We start from the raw sequence: 19,079 nt of genomic DNA, 5'->3' as shown, positions 1-19,079 counted from the left end.
TACTCCTGAGGGGGCAGGGAGCGGCCACGGGGCGTACCTCCGTGCGGTGCTCCGGGGTTGGGGGGCCCGCGGAACCGTGTCGGGCCGGGCGAGCGGGGCTGGGGGGACTCCGGGGACGGTGACGGTTCGGTCAGGTCCAGTCGTCCTCGCGACCGCCGCCGATCACCCAGGTCAGGGCACGGAAGCGGCGTAGCGCCTCGCGGGCGTCCGGGCTCTCCAGACGCACCCCGCGCGGCCCGGAGGCGGTAACTCCGGGAAGCGAGCAGGCGCGTTCCGCCTGGTGAGGGCTGTCCAGGTCGATCTCTACCACGTGCCCTGTGACCTCCGGCGCGGGGCATGTCGGTGGTGCGTTCAGCGCCGCTGCGGCCTCCCGGCGGATCTCGGCCGAGGTGGCAGCAGGGGTACGACAGACCGCCGCGTGGCGGGAGATCGCCTTCTTCACGGCGACGGTGCGGCAGCCGGGCGCGTACCCGGCGGCCTGGTGGCAGGTGGCATCGTCGCCGGTGACCAGCACCACCGGGACTCCCGCCTCGGCGGCCACCAGCGCGTTGAGCGCTCCCTCGTCGGCGGGGCGACCGTCGATACGGACCCCGAGGATGCTGTGCGAGAGGTACGTGTGCGCCAGGACGCCCTGCTCCCCCGCGCCCGTGTGGTAGCCGACGAAGGCCACGGCATCGACGCCGTCCTCCAGGCCCTGCATCATGCCGAGCGGCTTGTGGCGGCCGGTGATGAGCAGTGCGCGCGGATCCACTTCCTCGATGAGCACGTTGTTCATGCCGCAGTGGGCGTCGTTGACGATCACCTCGTCCGCTCCGGCATCGGCAAAGCCCGCGACGGCGGCGTTGACGTCCCCGGTGAGCAGGCGGCGGAAGCGCTGGTACTCCGGGGTCCCGGCCTCCACATCGGTGGGCAGAACTGTCCCGGTGGCACCCTCCATGTCAGCGGAGATGAGCACCCGCGTCATGCGATCACCTGCTCGTCACGGCCCGGCACGGTGTCCTCCGTGCCCGTGCCCGTGCCCGTGCCCGTGGTCGTGGTCCGGGCCGTGGCCGAGGACGTGCCCGTAGCCGAGGACGAGGAGGTGGAGGTGGAGGTGGACGTGCCCGTGGCCAGCGCCAGCAGGGCTTCGGTGTGCGCGGCTCCGCTCTCTTCGACCACCTCGCGCAGGCTCTGAGCCGACCGCACGGGGGCGAAGGTCACCCGCCCCTCGGCGTCCACGCGGTAGCCGTAGACGGCCGGCCGGGGAAGGGAGTTGTAGGAGAAGTGCGAGGAGAAGTAGTAGGCGCCGGTGTCGTACAGGGCGACGACGTCGCCCGGAGCGATGGGCGGAAGGTCACGTCCGACGGCCGTCAGATCCCCCGCGAAGCAGCAGGGGCCCGCGATGTCCACGGTCCGTTCGGGTCCCTGCTTGGCCTGGCCCCTGGCGTCGAAGACGCCGACCCTCAGCGGCCAGGCGTCCGGCATGAAGACGGTGCGGGTGGCCACTTGGGCCCCGGCGTGGGTGACCGCGATGTCGCGTCCGCCGGCCGACTTGGTGTACTCGACGTGGGAGGCGATGGTGCCGCTCTTGGCGAGCAGCGAGCGGCCGAACTCGGTGACCAGGGTGTAGCGGCCGTCGAACAGACCGGGCGCTGCGGCGCGCAGCTCCGCCACGTAGTCGGCGTAGCCGGGCAGGTCCTCGTCGGTGCTGAAGTCCACCGGCAGACCGCCTCCGATGTCCAGGCCGGTCACCTGGCGGCGCCCCAGCGTCTCGTTGATCTGCTCGGCCAGCTCGTACGCCGCCCGTACTCCCTGCGCGATGAGGGGCAGGGGGCACCCCTGCGAACCCACGTGCGCGTGCAGCCGATCGAGCCACGGCCGGGCGGCGAACGCCTCGATGACCGCCTCGACGGCTCCCGGGTCCCGGAGCGCGACGCCGAACTTGGAGGTCGCGGTTGCGGTGCTCATGGCACCGATGGCTCCCGCACCGACCTGCGGATTGACCCGTAGCCCGATGGGGCCGGTGGCGTCCCGGCCGTCCAGCAGGCGGTCGACCCGGGCGAGTTCCTGGAAGTTGTCCAGGTTGACGGCGATGCCGTGGCTGAGCGCGAACTCCAGTTCCTCCACGGTTTTCGCCGGGCTGTCGAAGACGAGTTGGTCGTAGTCGAAGCCCGCGGCAAGTGCCTGGTGCAGTTCGCCGGGTGAGGCCACCTCACACCCCATTCCGGCCTGCGCGAGCAGCCGCAGCACGGGGACGAGGCCGCATGCCTTGGCCGCGAACGTGTGCTGCACCGTCGCCGGCCCTTCGAACGCACGGTGCAGGTCGGCGACGGCGGCCCGTACCCCGTCCACGTCCAGGAGGCCGATCACCGGCGCGTGCGGGCCGAGCAGTTCCTCGGCGACGGCGGCCTTCAACGCCGCCTCGCGGGCCGTTCGCCGTCGATTGGCCAGACCGGAAGTCACGTGCACCACACCTCGATACCTACGTCGGAAGAGACGCGACCCGTCCTGCGCATGTGACGCCGCTGGGCACCCCGGAGGGAGCTGCCCGGACGAACGCGAGTCGCCATGACAGTTTCAACGGAGGGGAAGGGAACGTCTTCAGCTCGGACGACCATGTCCGAGCTGCACGGATGTGCTCCCCGACAAGAGAATGATCATGAAGCCGACGCGCATGTCCCGCGCCTGCCCGCCCCGTTCACGGCACTCGCCCCGTTCGAGGCACTCCACCCTGTCCGAGGAACTCCACCCCGTTCAAGGCATTCCTTCCTGTTCACGGCGTGCGGCGGGCCAGGCGCAGTCCGATGTCCGCCAGCAGCCGTCCGTCGGCGTCACCGAGATCGACACCGAACAGTTCGCGGGCCCGACGGAGCCGGTAACGCAGCGTGTTGGGGTGGACGTTGAGGCGTGCCGCGGCCTTCGTGGTGTCACCGAGCGCGTGCAGGTAGGCCGCGGCCGACGCGCCGTACTCCGAACCGTGCACCTGGTCGTGCGCGACCATGTCATGCACGGGTCCCGACATGTCCCGCCACAGCGGCTCCAGATGATCCATGACACGCAGCAGCGCGGCCGGCGACGCGACCTCGCCGTGGAGTGCCCAGGCCGATTCCACGGAGGCCGCCGGGCCCGCCGACGCACGTTGCCGCAGGACCCGCACCACGAGTTCGGCCGCCTCCCGGGAAGCGGGCAGACCGGTCAGGTCCCCGGCCGCAGGGCCCACCCCCGCGAAGACCACGGTGCGCGGCACCGAACGCGCCGTCGCCACCAGTCGCCGCACCGGTTCGGCGGTGTCTTCCGTCGCGGGAACCAGGACGAAGAGACGCCGGCCCGAGCGTGCCGTCACGCATCCCCGCCGGTGGGCAGCTGCCTGCAGAGCCAGTACGTCCAGCACTCGTTGCTCGGCCGTTTCGACGGGTGCGGCGATGCCGTCGCCGTCCGTGCCCCGGACCGTGGCGTCCAGCGTCCTGGTGTCGTGGGCCTCCGCCACCACCACGGCGTAGGACCGGTCGGGCGCCAGACCAAGGAACTGCGCGGCCTGCTCGACGTCGCCGTCCCCCGCCAGCAGCGTCCTTACGGCTTCTTCCTGTCTCCTGGCCGCCTCCCGGCCCCACGCCCTGTGGTGGACCAGGTGCGGCACGGCGGCGCGTGCCGCGGTGCGCAGCGCCGCCTCCGACTCCTCGGAGAGCGGAACCCCGTCGGCGGCTGCCCAGATCGACCCGAGGACCTCGCTCCCGTGCCGCACCGCGACGGCCAGGCGCTCGGCGTACGGGCCCTCGGCGGGCCGCCGAACCGCGCCCTCGGCGCTCCACAGTGCCCGGAAGAAACCACTCTCGCGCAGCTCCTCGACGCGCCAGCGCGGAACCTGCTGGCCCAGGATGGTGAGTCTTCGCATCGAGTCGGGTTCGCTGTCCATCCGGGAGTACGCCAGAACCCGCGACTGCGGATCCTCGATGGTGATCGCACCGCCCACCAGGTCCGCCACCGTGTTGGCCAGACCGGACAGGTCCCCGAGCCGCAGCCCGTCCACGGCCTGCGAGCCGGTCTCGATGCTCTGCGCCAGGGCGGTACGCAAACGGCCCAGCACGTCGGTCCAGCCGATTCCGGGGCCCCGGGTCAGCAGCGCGGTACGCCCCTGCGCAGCCGCTCCGGCGAGCGCCGGGTGCACACCCTGCGCACCGCACCGCATGACCACCGCGGTAGCCCCCGCGTGGCCGGCCGCGCGTACCACCTCCTCCGCCTCCGGCGAGGTGGCCTCCAGACCCACCGCGAGCAGCACCAGTCCGGCCGCCTCCCTGGAACTGCCATGCGCGTCCCCCGGATCGTGCAGCACCACATCGGTCACCGGCACGTCGGTACCCCGTGGCGCCACCGCCACATCCAGGACACCGGAACCGGTCTGCCGCAGTATCTGTGTCAGCGTGGGCCCGTCGGCCATGGGGCCCGATGCGCTCGTGTTCATCCGGCCATCATGACGCGTGGCCAGGGCCGGGGCGGGTGCGCGGGGAGCAGGACAGCTTGCCGCTGTGGTTGAGCGCGACGTGGGGTTCATCCCCGCGTGCGCGGGGAGCAGTCTCGCTGCCCTGCACGTTTATCGGGGTGCAGAGTACGGAGATTCTGCGGCCCCCCAGGGACGATCTTGATCGCCATGGATTCACCCCAGAAAACTCAGCCGCACCTTCCGGTGCGGGTTGTCGACGTTCGTGTCCGCCAACCTCCGGTAAGGCAACCCGACCCTACCTGTCCGCTCCAGGGTCGATTCGGTCCGGAGCGACATGAAGGTCAAGTACAAGGAGACCGCCCGGGGCGGCCTCGCGGTGAACGTCATCGAATGCTGAGCGCGGCACCTCTGACCAGGTGATTCACGTCTTTCAGCTCTGTCACGGGCTTACCCTTCTGTACGGCGGAAAGTCCCCCAGAAGTCCCTGTGACAGAGCTGAAAGTCCCTGAGAAGTCCCTGGGTTGTCCCTGCCAGGTTTGGTCCGTGCCCCGGTCCCGGCCATCGGCCAGCTACCTGCCCCGTTCGGATACGGATCGGCCCCCGGGTCTGTTTCCGGTGCCTGCAACTCATGTGAGGGAGCCGTCCGTCGGCCAGCGTTCGACACGAGAGAGGCGGAGAAACTTTGCCCTCCGGCACCTGACCGCCGCCGTCTTGTAGCAGGTTTCGCCCCGTCTTCTTTGTCACCCCTCGGTGCTTGACTGCCCACGCTCGGCAGTAAACGGTCATCGGGGAGAGGCATGCAACGCGACAACCGACCAGCTACGGGAACCACCACGCTCAGCACACTCGTAGAGGCGCAAGGCGGTCCCGAATCCTGGGGAAAGGCGGAAGTAGAGTTCGCCGCCCGCGGCTGGGTCACACGGGACCTCACCCCTCACGAACGCCGCATCGCGCGACGCTCGTTCGAGGCGACGGGGGAATCCTGCTTCTACTGGGTAGAAGTACCCGTTCCGGGTTCGCGGTGGCATGCCCACAAACGGGCTGGCTGGATGGTGGCTGACGCCGCCCGAAGCGCGGAAGTCCCTCTTCAGGACCGGCTGTACCTGTCCACACCGAGCGACCGCGCCCTCCAGCCCACCTGGCAGGTGTACTCCACCCGGCACCATCCGGGTACCGCCCCGCCTGCCAACGCTCCGACATGGTCCCGACTGCTGTGGCGGACACGCAGCGCGTTGTACCGCACCGCGGTCCGGCTGGGCCTGTGCGACCTCAACGCACAGGGGGTACGTGCGGCGAGCCAGGAGGGCGCGCGGCGAGCAGCGCGGGAGCTTCCGCCCGAGGGCCCGCGTACCAACGTGGACGTCCGCCCACTGGACGGGCTGGAGGGGGCCGGTATTCCGCCGTACGGAGAGGGCGAGGCAAACCGGGCGGTGCTGCTCTTCACCAGCCTGCTGATCGGCGCCGCCCTGCTGCTCAGCTTCGCCCGTGACGCGCCGCCGCTGGGCAAGGTGCTTTTCGGCACTCTGGCGATCGGCAGCGCCGCCGTCGGCTGGCGGCGAGCGCTGGCACTGCCTCTTGGGGGCACCCGGGCCCGAGCGGTGCCGGTCGCTCTCATCTTCAGCCTCTTGATGCTGTTGATGTCGCTGGGCATCCCTGGAGTGAATGAGGGAGTGAGCCGCCGCGACGCACTGGTCTACGGACTGTCCAGCTACTACATCGCCGGACTCGTACTCCTCACACAGCGCTGGCGCTGGCAAGGCCTTCTCGTAGCCGTGCTGCCGGTGTTCGTCACCCTCGCCGCTTCCCTGCTGCCGGTCACGCGGACGCTCCTCCACGACCTGTACGCGGATATCTTGTCCCTCACACCCGCGGAAACCGAAGTCAGCACCGCTTGGGAACTCGCAGCGACGGTTCAGTTGCTGTGGCCCTCGTTCGTGGCACTTCTCGGAGTAGCCGCAGGCTGGGGCCTCGCCCGCTACTTTCACCTCGTTCGTGGCAACGCGTACTTCGAAGTGCTCGTTTTCGCACTGGTCGCAGCGCTGGCTGAACTGGCAGCCCTCGACGTCACGTTCTCTTCTCCGCAGCGGGCGGCGACCGCTCTGAACCGCGCCGCCGATGAGCGCACGCCCGCGCCACCGTACTTCGGAGTGAACCCGTCCTGGGTCTGCGTGACCCCGTCCGTGCCCACGAAAAGGCTGAACGAGAAGGGCGGAACGCTCACTCCCCAGAGACCGTACATCTCCTTCGGTACCGCCGACAGCCATGTCGTGTTGTGGAACACGGAAACCGAAGCGCCACTACGGGTTCCTGCCGAACAAGTGCGGCTCACACCCACGAACCTGACCACCCGCGCAGAGGGCCGCTGCCCCTCAGCAAGCCCCTGACGCCCACAGCCCTAACCTACGCATTACGAGCACGTTAGGGCTCATGCTGCCGCATGCTGCGGGGTGGCCCAGGATGCCATTTTCCCAGATCAGAGCACGTATCACGGTCCCGCTGTTCGTGCACCGTGTTGCCCCTTCCAAAGGCGTCCGCGCTCCCCTTGCGCTCCCCTGTGAGCGGAGGGTCGTCGTTGAGGGCCGGACTGTGACCCGCTGGTTGGCCGGAGAGCTGCCTTGTAGGGGCTACACAAAACCTACCCGTGACCGGCCTCGCCTGACGTCCGTGGCTCGGGGCGTAGGGCTACTGAAGCAACAGCGACAGCACACCGATAGCCAGCGTCATCGCGGCAACGAATGCCCCTCCTCCGGCGGTCAACGCGATCAGGAGTGACCCCCTCGCGGCGTGGAAGAGAAGCGCCGTCGCGAGGGCGATCACGAGGGAGAAAAGCACGGCGACGACAATGAGCATCAGCCGGGTTCTGAAGTTCGGCAGCATGAGGGGGAACCTTCATCCCATCCAGCTCACGGCGGTCGAACTCGGGGCAAGCAGCCTCAGCCCGACCACCTGACAACAGTGGCCACTGGCTGAGGACCCGCCGACGTTTCAGATCCACGCGGAGCCGACCCGCTACTACCGGCTATCCCCTGGAACTGTTGGTCCGCTCCTGGTGTGGTGTGTGGTGTTCCCTCCTCCTTGCACGTCGACCGCGGGAGAAGGAAGACCGGCGACAAGCTTTGCCCTGCTTGTCAACGACCTCGCGCTTGGGTGCTGTTCAAACGCATCTCTCATCTTGTCATCTCCAGTGCGCCGACGCCGGCGGTTCAGTGAGGGACCGCATAGTGGTTGCTTCGCGAGGGTCGACCATCGGCGGAGCGTTCGAAGGTTCGGATGATCGTCGCCCCGGGCCCCTGTCGTTCCCGGCGCCGGAAATGTCGCCACTGCACGCCTTGAGGGGCACTGGGGGCTCGGCACAGCAAGGAAGCGCTCACGCCTTGACGGCCTCCTCCTCGGGCTCGTCTGGGACCGGCCGCGCCAAGTCCACCGAGCCACGGCGGAAGTCGTACCGGACGCCACCGAAAATGGTGTCGGGACGGTGACCGGCTGAGCCGCCGCAGAGGTAGCCGAGCGCAGCGCTGCCGAGCCACTCGCGGCGCATGTGGTGCGTCTGGACCTCGGAGTACACAAGTTCCCGCGCCCGAGGGAACAGCCACTGGCCCTCCGGGGCGACGAGTTCATCGATGAGGTCGTCTAGCACTGCATAGTGCTGGTCGAGAACGTCGCGGTGATCGCGGACGAGCCGCTCGACGGCAGGTGCCCCGCCCCGTCCGGCAGCCTCCCGGAGGTCGGACTCCTGGAGGCATCCCTCATCCAGCTCGTGCGCCCGGTCGACGTAGTCAGCGACCTGCTGTCGGTACTCGGCTGGTACGCCGCTGTACGGGGAGTTGAGCCAGCCAGCGTGGAAGAGGTCGGCGTGCCAGGAGTCGCCATCGAGCCTGGGGCGCAGACGGGTCTCGGCACTGCCGATGGTGACGGAATGAAGATCGCTTCCCACCTCGCAGTATCCACCGAGGGGGGCGAAGTGCTCCCGGAGAGCTTCTCTCAAGTCGTCCAGGTCGTCGCCGTGGGATCGGACGATCTCTTCCGAAGCGCTGGCGACAGGACGTTGATGCACGAGAAGGCGCAGGTGAGAGATATCGACAGTGGATGTGTCGGCGGGCATGCTGATCCTCGGGGGTGTCTGAGATGCCGGAAATGGCGCTGGTAAGCGGAGTGTCTCCGCCCCACACGCGTGGCTGGGCAGCGCCGGGCCCGACATGCGGTCCACGTGCCCCGAAGGGGTGACTCAAGGCTGACCGGCACCCGTGGTCTTCGACCGCGCCCCTGGCGGCCTCGACCACGAGCGGCACCATCTCCCCAGTCCAGCTCACGCAGAGCCACTGGTCCTGGAGCAAGAACAGCGACGAGGAACGGCCCCCTTCGACGCGCGCGATCCGAATGGCCTCACCTTAAGCGGCAACACCCGGCCGATTGTTCTGTGACGGCGATCACAGCACTGTGACTGAGCAGTCCAGTTGGCCCACTCTGAGCACCACAGTTGGCCACGTGTGGCCCCGCGTTCTGACGTACAGGGAAGGATCACGTCGGATGTCGCGCGACGCAGTCAACGCCCGCTGCGCGAAGGGGAATTAGAACGCAAGGATCACCGCCCCGCGCCGTAGAGTTCTCACGTGACGAGTGAGGAGCGCACGGTGGTATACGCAGAGATACCGGATTTCGAACAAAATCTCACGGATTTCGAATCGTCGAGGTTCGCTCGGCTTCGACCTGGTCAGCGCCAGGTACTCGCGGCGTACGCGGAGCAGCACCTCGACGCCAGGGACCTGGCCATCGAGATGCCCACCGGCGAAGGCAAGACACTGCTGGCATTGCTGATCGCCGATCACGCTCTCTCACGCGGGTGGTCAGTGGCTTACCTGACTGGCACCCGGCAACTCGCCGAGCGGGTCGAGGAGGAAGCCGAAGCGCTGGGACTGGAAGTAGTCCGTTTCGCCGCGGGGGAGTACGGCGGTGCCAAACTCGACGACTACCAACAGGCCCAGTCCGTCGGTGTCATGAACTACTGGGTCTACTTCAATAGCAACCCGGTCCCGAAACCCGCCGATCTGGTCATCTTCGACGACGCCCATCTCGCCGAGCAGCCCCTCAGCGGGTTGCAGACCCTGCGCATCCCCGACAAGCCCGGTCCCGCTCGCCAGCTCTACCAGGTGATCTGCGAACTGGTGGTGGCGCACACCGACGCATATCCCGGCCTGCGCGCGATGCTCGACGGCACCGCCCGGCCCGGCACCCCGCCCGAACTGCTCTCCTTCCGGGACTGGGACGCGATCGCGGGCCCGGCGCGCGACGCCATCGAGGCGTCACGGCTCGTCACAGATCACGAACTCAAGGACGAGGCGATGTACGTCTGGCCCACCGTCCGCGACCACCTCACCCAATGCGGCATCCTCATCGGCCCCTCCGGCATCGAGATCCGCCCCTACCACCCCCCGACCGCCCTCAACAGCCAGTACAGCCGGGCCAAACAGCGCATCTACTTGTCGGCCACCCTCGGCTCGATGGACGACCTCCAGCGGCGAGTCGGTGGCGAGCCGGTCACCCGCCTGACTACCGCCACCCCGCCGCCGTCTGGCGCGACGGGCGAGCGGCTCCTGGTACTCAACCCCAGCGCCGAGCACCCCTTCGACCCGAAGGTCCTCGGCTGGGCCCTCGCCCAAATCGACGAGGCTGGCGGCCGGGCCGCCTGGTTGTGCGCCAGCCACGCGGAGGCCGACGCACTTCAGGATATCCTCACCAATAACGGACAACCGGTCTACCGTCTTCGTCCCGGCGACGACGCGATGGTCGAGACCTGGAGCGAAGCCGCCAACGGACACCTGATCACCGCCGGCCGCTACGACGGTCTCGACCTCGCGGGCGACCTGTGCAAGCTGGTCATCATCACCACGGTCCCGCAAGCCAGCAGTGAGTTCGAGCGGTTCGTGGTTGCCTACCTGGGCGACGCCAGCTTCATGCGCCACCGCGTCGGCCAGCGAGTCACCCAGGCACTGGGACGCGCCAACCGCGAACAGACTGACCGCGCCCTCTACCTCGGACTGGACCCGAGCTTCGCGCAGATGCTCGCCGACCCGGCGGTCCGCAAGTCGATCCCTACAGGCATCGAACCCACCATCCGCGCCGCGCTGGAGACCCACGAAGAGGGCTGGAAAGGTGCGGTACGGGCCTGCGCCGCTTTCTGGGAACCAGCCTCCGCAGAGGGCGAAGCCGCCGCCCCCACAAGCCCTCGTCGCAGGACACGGCCCGGCCGTGGCTCCAGCGGGAACAGCGAGGTTTCCAGCGCCGAGGCCGAGGTGTCCGCGGCGACTGACCTCTGGCTGGGCGACCACTCGGGAGCGGCCCAGAAAGCGGACGAAGCAGCCGCCCTACTCACTAGGGCCGGAGAAACCGAGCATGCAGCGTTCTGGCGCTATGTGGAGGCCCACGCCCTCTTCGCCAGAGGACGGCCCGAAGACCGGGCCGCCGCGCGCAGGGCTCTGAAGGACGCCATCGATGGCGGGCCCCGGACCACCTGGTTCCGCCGCCTGGCGCGCACCGTCGCCGACCTCGAAGGCTCCGAGCACACCGCTGACGACACCGACCGGTTCTTCCTCGCGTGGGACGAGTGGCGGCGTGAAGCCGGTGTCCGACTCGACCGTGTTCTCTCTGAAGGCCGCGTCCTGCTCACCGGTAGCCATGATCAGCAGTGCGAAGGATTGACCAGGCTTGCCCGCCTCGTGGGCGCCAGCGGCGAACGCCCCCCGAAGAAGGAGCAGAGTGCTACGGACTGCCAGTGGACGTGGTCCACGAGCAAACGGGCTGAGCGCCGGGTCTGGGAGGTCAAGACCGTCCCGGCAGGTGACCCCCACCCGCTCAGCCGCGGCGACGTGAACCAGTTGCTGGGACAGATCGAGGTCGCGACCAGGCGCTCTGCGAAGACCCGCGTCTTCGGCTGCCTGCTCACCCCGGCGACTGCCACCCAGGACGACGCTGCCGAAGCGGCTCACGACAAGGTCGCACTGTTCAATCACGGCGCGGCTGTACGGCTCTACGACGTGCTGGCCGACCGTCTCCGCCAGTACGACGCGCTGTGCGGCGACAACAACGCCGAAGCCCGCGGTACAGCCCGCACGAGGATCGAGGCGCTCCTGCCGCAAGAAGACGGCTGGCTGGGCAAGCTGCTCGCCCCCACTCGTGGGCGACTCATCACAGCAGACGACGTAAGCGTCGTCTTCCCGTCGACGTGATGCCAGACGGCGCGCTCAGGTGGTGTCGCGGCCCCGGCACCACCTGAGCGGGGCCCTCAGATTGGTACACACACTCCGCTAAGTGGCCAAGTGAAGTGCTCAGTCACAAGCTGTGACTGAGTATTTGTTTTGGCGAGTTGAGCAGGATACCGGTACGGCCCGGTTGTTGCTGTTCTTTTGGGCCTTTCCCCATGTACGGCTCGGGCTCTGCGATGTGCTCTTGCCATGGGTGACGTACAGGTCGTCGATGTCCCCGCCGGGCCGGTGTGGTCGCACGCCTGCCTACTGGCCTGGCTCGCCGCACCGGACGTCTCCAGCAGGGTAGCTGTGGAGCACTGAACCATCACTCAGGTGATTGCCCCGTGCCGGGCTGCGTATTTCCGGTTCGCGCCGCTCAGGTCTGCGTCGCGTAGGTCTGCGCCGCTCAGGTCCGCGCCGCTCAGGTCCGCGCCGCTCAGGTCCGCGCCGCTCAGGTCCGCGCCGCTCAGGTCCGCGCCGCTCAGGTCCGTGCCGCGCAGGTCCGCGCTGAACAGGATCGCGCCGCTCAGGTACGCGCCGCTCAGGTACGCGCCGCTCAGGTCCGCGGCGCGCAGGTCCGCGGCGCGCAGGTTAGTGTCGCGCAGGTCCGTGCCGCGCAGGTCCGCCTCGCTTAGGAACGCGTTGCGCAGGTTCGTGTCGTGCAGGATCGTGCCACGCAGGTAAGCGTCGCTCAGGTCTGCGTCGCGTAGGTTCGTGCCGCGCAGGTTCGTGCCGCGCAGGTACGCGCCGCTCAGGTCCGCGCCGCGCAGGTTCACATCGCGCAGGTTCGCCTCCTGGAGTTGGGCCATGGCACTCCGGCGTGGGTCATCCGGGGCGGTAAGGTCTGCATCGGCGAGTTGGGCGTTCATGAAGTTGAGGGTGAAGTTCCTGTCGTGGCTGGTGTCGCGGGTGACGAGGACAGTGAGGGCGGCCTGGACATCGGCAGGGAGTTCGCCGTTCTTCTCGTCACCGTTTGGTGTGTCCTGGCTCTTTCCCCGGCTCTTATCTGCGGACCTAAGCTGCCTCTCTCCGGCGTGGGTGCGGACATAGGTGTTGAGGACGTTGGCGATGGTGGGGTGGTCGCGGGGGGAGTCCTGCATGATGCGCTCCAGCGCGTAGACACCGCCCAGCCGCACATCCACCTTTTTGTCGCCGAGGTTCTCGACCGCAGCCGTGTAGCGGTCGGTGATCTGCGCTTCCTTGGCCAGCATCCGCTCTGCCCGTGACTGTTGGTTGGCCTGCTGGGTCTGTATCGCGGTGTACCACAGCCCTCCGACCGCGACGAGGGACGCAAGCACCACCGATCCCAGCTCAATCCTCCGCGCCCAGTCCAAACGCCCAGGCGACTGAGGCCCATTACGGTCGCTTCGGCGTTGTGGCCGACCCCTCCGAGCACTCGGGCTGGTTCGGGGACGGGAGGCGCGGCGGGTGATGAGGCGCGTTCGGAGGGAGCGGGAAGGAGTAGAAGGCATATCGGTATTCGACCGCACCAACAGGCCGGACGCAGGGCTTCCTCGAGGACGAAGGCAGGAAAGACATCTACCACTCGGATCGAGCGCTGCTGGGCGCACGCGGCGCCAGAGCATGAGAGGCAGCTACCGGTGAACGTCGCCCGATCCAGCGGAGCGACCTCCGCCCTTGCCTACCTACTACGACAAGAAGATCAAGCAGGGCAAACACCGCCGAGTAGCCGAGGGGAATCACACCCCTCGGCTCTCACAGATCCGTGCGTAACAGTCTCCCGTTACACGGCTCTTGTCGCCCTGATCACCAGCCTGATGCAGCCACGGTCGTGCAGCGCCAATGCGTGAACATGCGGGGATACCGCTGAGCGATCTCCCGCAGCTTCGCAAGGGCCTTCCGCAGCGGCGCGAGCCGCTCGTACTTCTGGCGGATCCAACGCACCAAGTAGGCGTTGATGCGCTTCAAGAAACGGGTCAACTGGCTCGGCCTGAACCGGCCGTAGTAGTTGATCCACCCCGCCACCACAGGATTGATCCTGCAGGCGAGATCGGTGAAGGACAGATCCGAGCGCGTGTGCAGGTGCCAGGACCGCACCTCGCCGCTGATCTTCTTCAGAGCGTCCTTGCTGACGCCGGGGTCGAACGACAAGAACTGCTTGCCGTTGCGATCCTGACTGCACCTGGCGCGAAACGTGAACCCGAGGAAGGTGAATGCCGTGGCTCCGAAGGAGCCTCGGCGCTTCCCGTCCTTGCAGTACACGATCCGGGTCTTGTCCGGATGCAGTCGCAATCCGACCTCGGCCATCCTGTCCTTCAGAGCGGACAGCACCTTGACGGCCTGCCTCTCCGAGACGCAGTGCAGCACCGCGTCGTCCGCATACCGTTCGAACCAGACGGTGGGGAACTCCCGATTCATCCAGAGATCGAACGCATAGTGCAGGAACAGGTTCGCCAGGACCGGCGAGACAGGAGCCCCTTGCGGGGTCCCGCACTCGCGATCCAGCAGGGAACCGTCGGGCAACTTGAGCGGGGCAGCAAGCCACCGCTCCACATACAACTTCACCCAAACGGCATCGGTGTGGGCTTCTACCGCCTTGACGAGGAGGTCCCAGGGCGCGCTGTCGAAGAACTTGGCGATGTCGAACTCCACCACCCAGTCCCGTTTCCAGCAGCGTTCCCTGCAACGCTCCACCGCGTTCAGCGCAGACCGTCCGGGCCGGTATCCAAAGGAATCTTGGTGGAAAACAGGCTCCACCCTTCGCATCAGATGCCGGGCCACCACGGTCTGAGCCACACGGTCGGCGACCGCGGGAATGCCGAGCATTCTCATGCCACCGCCATGAGGCTTTGGAATCTCCACCGCACGGACGGGAGGAGGGAAGTATGAGCCCGATGACATCCGGTTCCAGACCTTATAGAGGTTGTTCCTCAAGTCCTTCTCGAAGTCGTCGATGCTCTGCTCATCCACTCCGGGTGCACCCTTGTTCGCTCTGACTTCCTCCCACGCCTCCTTGACTTCCGACTTCGAAATATCGAACGGTTTGGCTGGTGACTTCAACTGGTCCATCGGACTCCTCCCGGACAGCTCCGGTTGATACGACACACTCAGTCACGGACGACCCGATCCCTTCGCTCCACCCTCGTTACAGGGGCTTCACCACTACTACGGACCGGTCCGCCGGCATGTCCCGCCCCGGTACTCAACCCCTCACGGTTTCGGCCGCTTGGAGCTCTCCCTGTCGCCCGCCCAGAAGGGCGGGCAGTGTCGGGACATGCCTTCTCCTGTTCCATGCGAAAGCAGCAGACTGGGCTCACGTCACCTGCATGCCGGACACCACCTGGCCAATAAACGGGCACCCGCCAGGCTTATCCCGGAGCTGGGTATACACCCCGGTTTTGATGCCATCTGAAGGTCTTACGACACGTCAGCAGTGATTCGCTTGCACTCGTCTTCCCAGTCCCCACCTGACACCTCTTGGATGCCTTTTCCTCATCGCTCACCACGACGGTCTTCAGCCAACGCAGCATGAGGCGGTTTGAAGCCTCCCCCCGCAGGGCGACTTCGAAGGGCCATACCTTCATCTCTCGCACAGCATCGCTTCTGGGAGCTGCCCTACAAACAGATCCCTTTCGCGTTCAGGACACAAACACCCAAGCCCTCCTCTGCCTCGCCCGCAGACGAGCCGACGTGCTCCTCGCGATGCTCCGCGACAGCACCTTCTACAACCCCCAACCAGCCCCCACAGGTTGACGAAACCCATAGGGGCACTCCCCGCTCCCATAGCGTTCCCGCCATCTCACGGCCCCGCTCTTGGTGGGGCCGTTCTTCTTGTCACCCACTCACAGAAGGAAGGGAAGCCGTCATGAGCCGATCCCCTGCCCCCCCCCATCCACCGGAAGAACGTGAAGTACAGCAGCCGCTTCTAGAACTGCGTGTCGGGGGAATTCACCTGACCATCCAACACTTCCCCTACCGGCTGGTGCTCTTGCTGGCCACCGGTGTTGGGACGGCACCGTGGCTGCTTCAGCGTTGATCCCACCGACGCCCGCGACAACCGATGCTGACGCCGGACCGCGGAAGGCTGTCCGGCGCAAGCACCCCGCAGCGGTTGTGCTCGGCCGTGTGCACCCGCGGTGCGTGGAGGCCGTGCTGACCAGAGCGCATCTTTTTCCCCGCTGGCAGCTGATGAGCGGCGACAGCTCGACGGCCCACCCGCATAGTTTCCCCAGGTGCCGGATCTCGGCTCGTATCGCCTGCGGCGTCAGCAGCGTGCCGTCGCCCATCGCTCCTGCCTGGGTGTCCCGGGCCTGGCGTGGGCACCGTACGGGCTCGGACCAATCCTCGGTGAGCAGTGATGCGCCAACTGGCGTGCACACTCGCCAACTGAAGCGCTCAGTCACAGCACAACGCTTCAGTGGGTACCGGAGCATGACCATAAAATCGAACACGTGATTGAATTTGCGCCATGGTGTCCGACCGCTTCCCCCAGGATCTCGTCGCGCTGCAGCACGCCCGGAACCGCGCCTATCACGAACTGGCCGGCGGCCCGGTCGATGCGACGGCTGTACGCCGTCGGCTGTTGTGGCTGTCGGCTCGGTTGTTCTGGCACCCGCTCATCGACCCAGCGGCGGGGGGATCTCCCGCCGCCCGAGTAGAGCTGTGCAGGCAAGCACGGAAGGCCGCTGATCAGCTCCAGGAGGGGAGGACGTGAGGTACGAGCAGCAGGAGCGGATCCTCCGCGCGGCGCGCGAGATCGTTGTCGAGAGTGGCGAGCCGCCGACGATGCGGGAGCTGGCGGATGCCGTGGGTCTGTCGAGCGCGTCGACAGTGGCGTATCACCTGCAACGTCTCCGGGAGCGTGGTCTGTCGGTGGAGACCCGAGGAAGATCGACGGGCCGGTGCCCTCTCTGCGGCCGGTGAACCCCTATGCTGACCCGCCCGTCGCGCAGCCAGCTCATTTCCGCCGCGCGTCGGGGAATACACGGGTGGCCTTAACGATTCTCGCCCGGTAGTGATTGTGCTGGAGCGGGGAGGAGTACATGGGTGACCTGAAGGTCTTCCGGGTCAGAGGTGGCCGGGCGACTGAGATTCCGGGTGCGTCGGTGGCGGTGGAGCGGGAGTTGCAGTCGCTGATCGAGGCGAACATGGAGGCGATGCTCGGTATCCGGTTCCTGGCCTCGGAGTACCGGACCGGTCGGCGGCACCGGGGGCGGGTGGATTCGCTCGGGCTGGATGAGAGCGGGACTCCGGTGATCGTGGAGTACAAGCGGTCGCGCGATCAGAACGTGATCAACCAGGCGCTCTCATATCTGGTGTGGCTGCGGGACCACCACCATGAGTTCGAGCGGCTGGTCGCCGACCGGCTCGGTGCGGAGGCGGCCGGGGCGGTGGACTGGAGCAACCCGCGGGTGGTGTGTGTGGCCGGGGAGTTCACGTACCACGACACGGTGGCGGTCGAGGAGATCGGCCGTCGGATCGATCTGGTCTCCTACCGGGTCTTCGACGACGTGCTCACGCTGCGGCTGATCGCCTCGGTCGCCGGAGCCGGAGGGCCTTCCTCTCGCGCCAAGGCACCGGCGGTTTCGAGCACGGCGGAGCCGGTGCCGGAGGTGAGCGTGCCGCAGCAGCGGCTGGAGGGGGCTCCCGCGAAGGTGCAGGAGTTGTTCGGCGCGGTCGATGAGCGTCTGCTGTTGCCGGAGGGGGCGTGGATGGAGCCGCAGCAGCATTACCTGACCTACCGGCGGTTGCAGAAGTTCGCCTCGGTGCGGGTGCTGCCGCGCAAGGAGGTCGTGGCGGTGAACCTGAAGCTGGATCCGAAGACGGTGGAGCTGGAGGAAGGCTTCACCCGCGATGTGACCGATGTCGGCTGTCACGGCATCAAGGGGGTCGAGGTGAGCCTGCGCTCCCAGGCCGACCTGGAGCGGGCCGAGGACTTGATCCTGCGGAGCATCGCGGCCTCCTGACCACGCCGCACGAAGGGGCGGTCGCGTACCCGCATCGGGTGTGCGACCGCCCCTTCGTGCGTTCTGTCTTCCTCCTCGGTCTCTTGCCCGGGGGTCATTCCTGGGGTCCGGCGAGGTCGAAGTCGTCCTGGGTCAGTTCGTCGGCCATGCGCTGTTCGGCGATGTCCGCGTAGTGGTCGGACAGCTCGATACCGACGAACTGCCGGCCTTCACGCAGGGCGGCGACTCCGGTGGAGCCGGAGCCGGCGAAGGGGTCGAGGACGGTGCCGGCTTCGGGGCAGATCTTCACCAGTTCCTGCATCACCTCCACGGGCTTCTGCGTGATGTGCACCCGTCCCTTGCGGGGCTGGCTGGCCTGATAGAGGCCGGGGAGGTAGACGGTGTTGCGGTTGGCGTCGACGGGGCCCTTGGTGCCCCAGACGATGTACTCGCAGGACTGCTTGAGCCGTCCCTTCTGCGGGCGGGAGACCGGCTTGTGCCACGATGCGATGCCCCGCCACGTCCACCCTGCCGCCTGCAGCGCGTCGGTGGTGGTGGGCAGTTGGCGCCAGTCGGTGAAGATCAGGGCGGTGCCGGATTCGACGGTGGCCCGGTAGGACTCGGTCAGCAGCAGGGAGAGCCAGTATCCGTAGGAGCGCTGGTCGCGGTTCTCGCCGGGGAAGTTGGCGAGCTGGTGCTCGGCATCTGCTGCGGTGTACTTCGCCTTCGCAGTCCGTCCGGTGCGCTCGGAGCTGGTTCGGCCGCCGGAGTTGTAGGGCGGGTCGGTGATCAGGGCGTCGACGCTGGCGTCCGGGAGTTCGGACAGCACGCTCAGCGCGTCGCCACGGTGCAGGGTGTAGGGCATAACGGGCTCTCTCTCAGGAAGCGGTGCACGCACGCCCGAACCCCGCAGGGGGACGGGCGCATGGCAGGGGAATGCCCGGCGAATTGCCCCAGGAATTTCGGGGCGGGGGCCGATGCGCGCTGCACAGTAGTGCGGGATTCCGGCCGCACCAAGCCAGAAGCGGGCCTGGATCGGCGCCTGGTTCGGTTCGTTTGGTGCGGCCGGAATTCGTCCCTACAGTCTCGGCACGCTCATCGGGAAGAACCCGGTTCCGCCCCAGTTGAGCTGTGCTGATGCGTGTCGCGCCGTCCAACGGACGCTTCACTTCAGCGTGCTGTCGAACATCTCCTGACCGGAGAAAGGGCGTCTGTGGAATGTGGCGCGTGAGATTACCAGCGCGGCTTGCTGCCGCTCTCCGCTAAAGCGGCCCGGTGGCCGGGATCAGCTGATCCCGGCCACCGGCTCCGCCACCCCTTGCAAGGGGACTTCGGATTCTTGACCGGCGCGGTGCCGGTGGCCTTTTCGACGAGAGCGCCCGCACCGCACCACCTACACACAAGGAGTTGCCCATGCGGCACCCCCTGAAATGCCCGGCACCACGGCCAGACGGCCGGCTCGCTTCCCGCCCGGTGACCGGTCCGCGCTCGTGAACAAGACCCTGGTGGCCGTCG

General features: G+C 67.5%; 13 protein-coding genes. 5 read left to right on the top strand and 8 right to left on the bottom strand.

The window, feature by feature from the left end; translation table 11 throughout:
• Positions 1-130 precede the first annotated feature (130 nt).
• The 3 genes from NMN56_RS08675 to NMN56_RS08665 form a co-directional block, all read right to left on the bottom strand.
• Positions 131-964, bottom strand: coding sequence for a M55 family metallopeptidase (locus tag NMN56_RS08675; protein ID WP_274042341.1), 834 nt, complete (start codon positions 962-964; stop codon positions 131-133).
• Positions 961-2,442 (bottom strand): type III PLP-dependent enzyme domain-containing protein, encoded by a 1,482-nt coding sequence (locus tag NMN56_RS08670; RefSeq protein ID WP_274042340.1) that lies wholly within the window; start codon positions 2,440-2,442, stop codon positions 961-963. The genes NMN56_RS08675 and NMN56_RS08670 overlap by 4 nt, the downstream gene beginning before the upstream one ends.
• A gap of 310 nt (positions 2,443-2,752) precedes the next feature.
• A complete protein-coding gene (locus NMN56_RS08665; protein WP_274042339.1) occupies positions 2,753-4,438 on the bottom strand; it encodes a PucR family transcriptional regulator in 1,686 nt (561 codons plus the stop codon).
• A 1,028-nt stretch (positions 4,439-5,466) separates the two neighbouring features.
• Between NMN56_RS08665 and NMN56_RS08660 the strand changes: the two genes are divergently transcribed.
• Entirely contained in the window at positions 5,467-6,801 is a 1,335-nt protein-coding gene (locus NMN56_RS08660) for a hypothetical protein (RefSeq protein ID WP_280842732.1), read from the top strand.
• Between the two features lie 298 nt (positions 6,802-7,099).
• Here the strand turns inward: NMN56_RS08660 and NMN56_RS08655 are convergent, their stop codons facing one another.
• The gene (locus tag NMN56_RS08655) at positions 7,100-7,294 is read right to left on the bottom strand and encodes a hypothetical protein (protein WP_274042337.1); all 195 of its coding nucleotides are present in this window, start codon (positions 7,292-7,294) and stop codon (positions 7,100-7,102) included.
• 490 nt (positions 7,295-7,784) lie between these two features.
• Positions 7,785-8,519, bottom strand: coding sequence for a hypothetical protein (locus tag NMN56_RS08650; RefSeq protein WP_280842731.1), 735 nt, complete (start codon positions 8,517-8,519; stop codon positions 7,785-7,787).
• 508 nt (positions 8,520-9,027) lie between these two features.
• On the opposite strand from NMN56_RS08650, the gene NMN56_RS08645 reads away from it, so the two are divergent.
• Entirely contained in the window at positions 9,028-11,640 is a 2,613-nt protein-coding gene (locus tag NMN56_RS08645) for a DEAD/DEAH box helicase family protein (RefSeq protein ID WP_274042335.1), read from the top strand.
• Positions 11,641-11,987: 347 nt separating this feature from the next.
• Here NMN56_RS08645 and NMN56_RS08640 read toward each other — a convergent pair whose 3' ends face one another.
• Positions 11,988-12,992, bottom strand: coding sequence for a pentapeptide repeat-containing protein (locus NMN56_RS08640; protein ID WP_274042334.1), 1,005 nt, complete (start codon positions 12,990-12,992; stop codon positions 11,988-11,990).
• Between the two features lie 433 nt (positions 12,993-13,425).
• On the bottom strand, positions 13,426-14,688 hold the full coding sequence (gene ltrA / locus NMN56_RS08635; protein WP_274042333.1) for a group II intron reverse transcriptase/maturase: 1,263 nt from the start codon (positions 14,686-14,688) through the stop codon (positions 13,426-13,428).
• A 1,399-nt stretch (positions 14,689-16,087) separates the two neighbouring features.
• Between ltrA and NMN56_RS43505 the strand changes: the two genes are divergently transcribed.
• From NMN56_RS43505 to NMN56_RS08625, 3 genes are all read left to right on the top strand, one after another.
• Entirely contained in the window at positions 16,088-16,333 is a 246-nt protein-coding gene (locus tag NMN56_RS43505) for a hypothetical protein (RefSeq protein ID WP_488199810.1), read from the top strand.
• Positions 16,330-16,542 carry a LexA family protein gene (locus NMN56_RS08630; RefSeq protein ID WP_274042332.1) on the top strand — a complete coding sequence of 71 codons (213 nt, stop codon included), beginning with the start codon at positions 16,330-16,332 and terminating at the stop codon, positions 16,540-16,542. Before NMN56_RS43505 ends, NMN56_RS08630 begins: the two co-directional genes overlap by 4 nt.
• 119 nt (positions 16,543-16,661) lie before the next feature.
• Positions 16,662-17,585, top strand: coding sequence for a DUF5655 domain-containing protein (locus NMN56_RS08625; RefSeq protein WP_274042331.1), 924 nt, complete (start codon positions 16,662-16,664; stop codon positions 17,583-17,585).
• 94 nt (positions 17,586-17,679) lie between these two features.
• On the opposite strand, the gene NMN56_RS08620 is transcribed toward NMN56_RS08625, so the two are convergent.
• Positions 17,680-18,429, bottom strand: a complete 750-nt coding sequence (locus NMN56_RS08620) for a DNA-methyltransferase (protein ID WP_274042330.1) — start codon at positions 18,427-18,429, stop codon at positions 17,680-17,682.
• Between the last annotated feature and the right edge of the window lie 650 nt (positions 18,430-19,079).

Origin of the sequence: Streptomyces iconiensis, assembly GCF_028657195.3 — a bacterium.
Taxonomy (GTDB): domain Bacteria; phylum Actinomycetota; class Actinomycetes; order Streptomycetales; family Streptomycetaceae; genus Streptomyces; species Streptomyces iconiensis.
The sequence above is the reverse complement of the archived record's forward strand: the minus strand, read 5'-3'. Positions and strand labels throughout refer to the sequence as shown.

Bases quoted from the DNA above. Each gene is read 5' to 3' on its own strand.
- NMN56_RS08620 (WP_274042330.1), bottom strand. From the start codon at position 18,429: ATGCCCTACACCCTGCACCGTGGCGACGCGCTGAGCGTGCTGTCCGAA.
- ltrA (WP_274042333.1), bottom strand. From the start codon at position 14,688: ATGGACCAGTTGAAGTCACCAGCCAAACCGTTCGATATTTCGAAGTCG.
- NMN56_RS08660 (WP_280842732.1), top strand. From the start codon at position 5,467: ATGGTGGCTGACGCCGCCCGAAGCGCGGAAGTCCCTCTTCAGGACCGG.
- NMN56_RS08655 (WP_274042337.1), bottom strand. From the start codon at position 7,294: ATGCTGCCGAACTTCAGAACCCGGCTGATGCTCATTGTCGTCGCCGTG.
- NMN56_RS43505 (WP_488199810.1), top strand. From the start codon at position 16,088: ATGGTGTCCGACCGCTTCCCCCAGGATCTCGTCGCGCTGCAGCACGCC.
- NMN56_RS08665 (WP_274042339.1), bottom strand. From the start codon at position 4,438: ATGAACACGAGCGCATCGGGCCCCATGGCCGACGGGCCCACGCTGACA.
- NMN56_RS08650 (WP_280842731.1), bottom strand. From the start codon at position 8,519: ATGCCCGCCGACACATCCACTGTCGATATCTCTCACCTGCGCCTTCTC.
- NMN56_RS08675 (WP_274042341.1), bottom strand. From the start codon at position 964: ATGACGCGGGTGCTCATCTCCGCTGACATGGAGGGTGCCACCGGGACA.
- NMN56_RS08625 (WP_274042331.1), top strand. From the start codon at position 16,662: ATGGGTGACCTGAAGGTCTTCCGGGTCAGAGGTGGCCGGGCGACTGAG.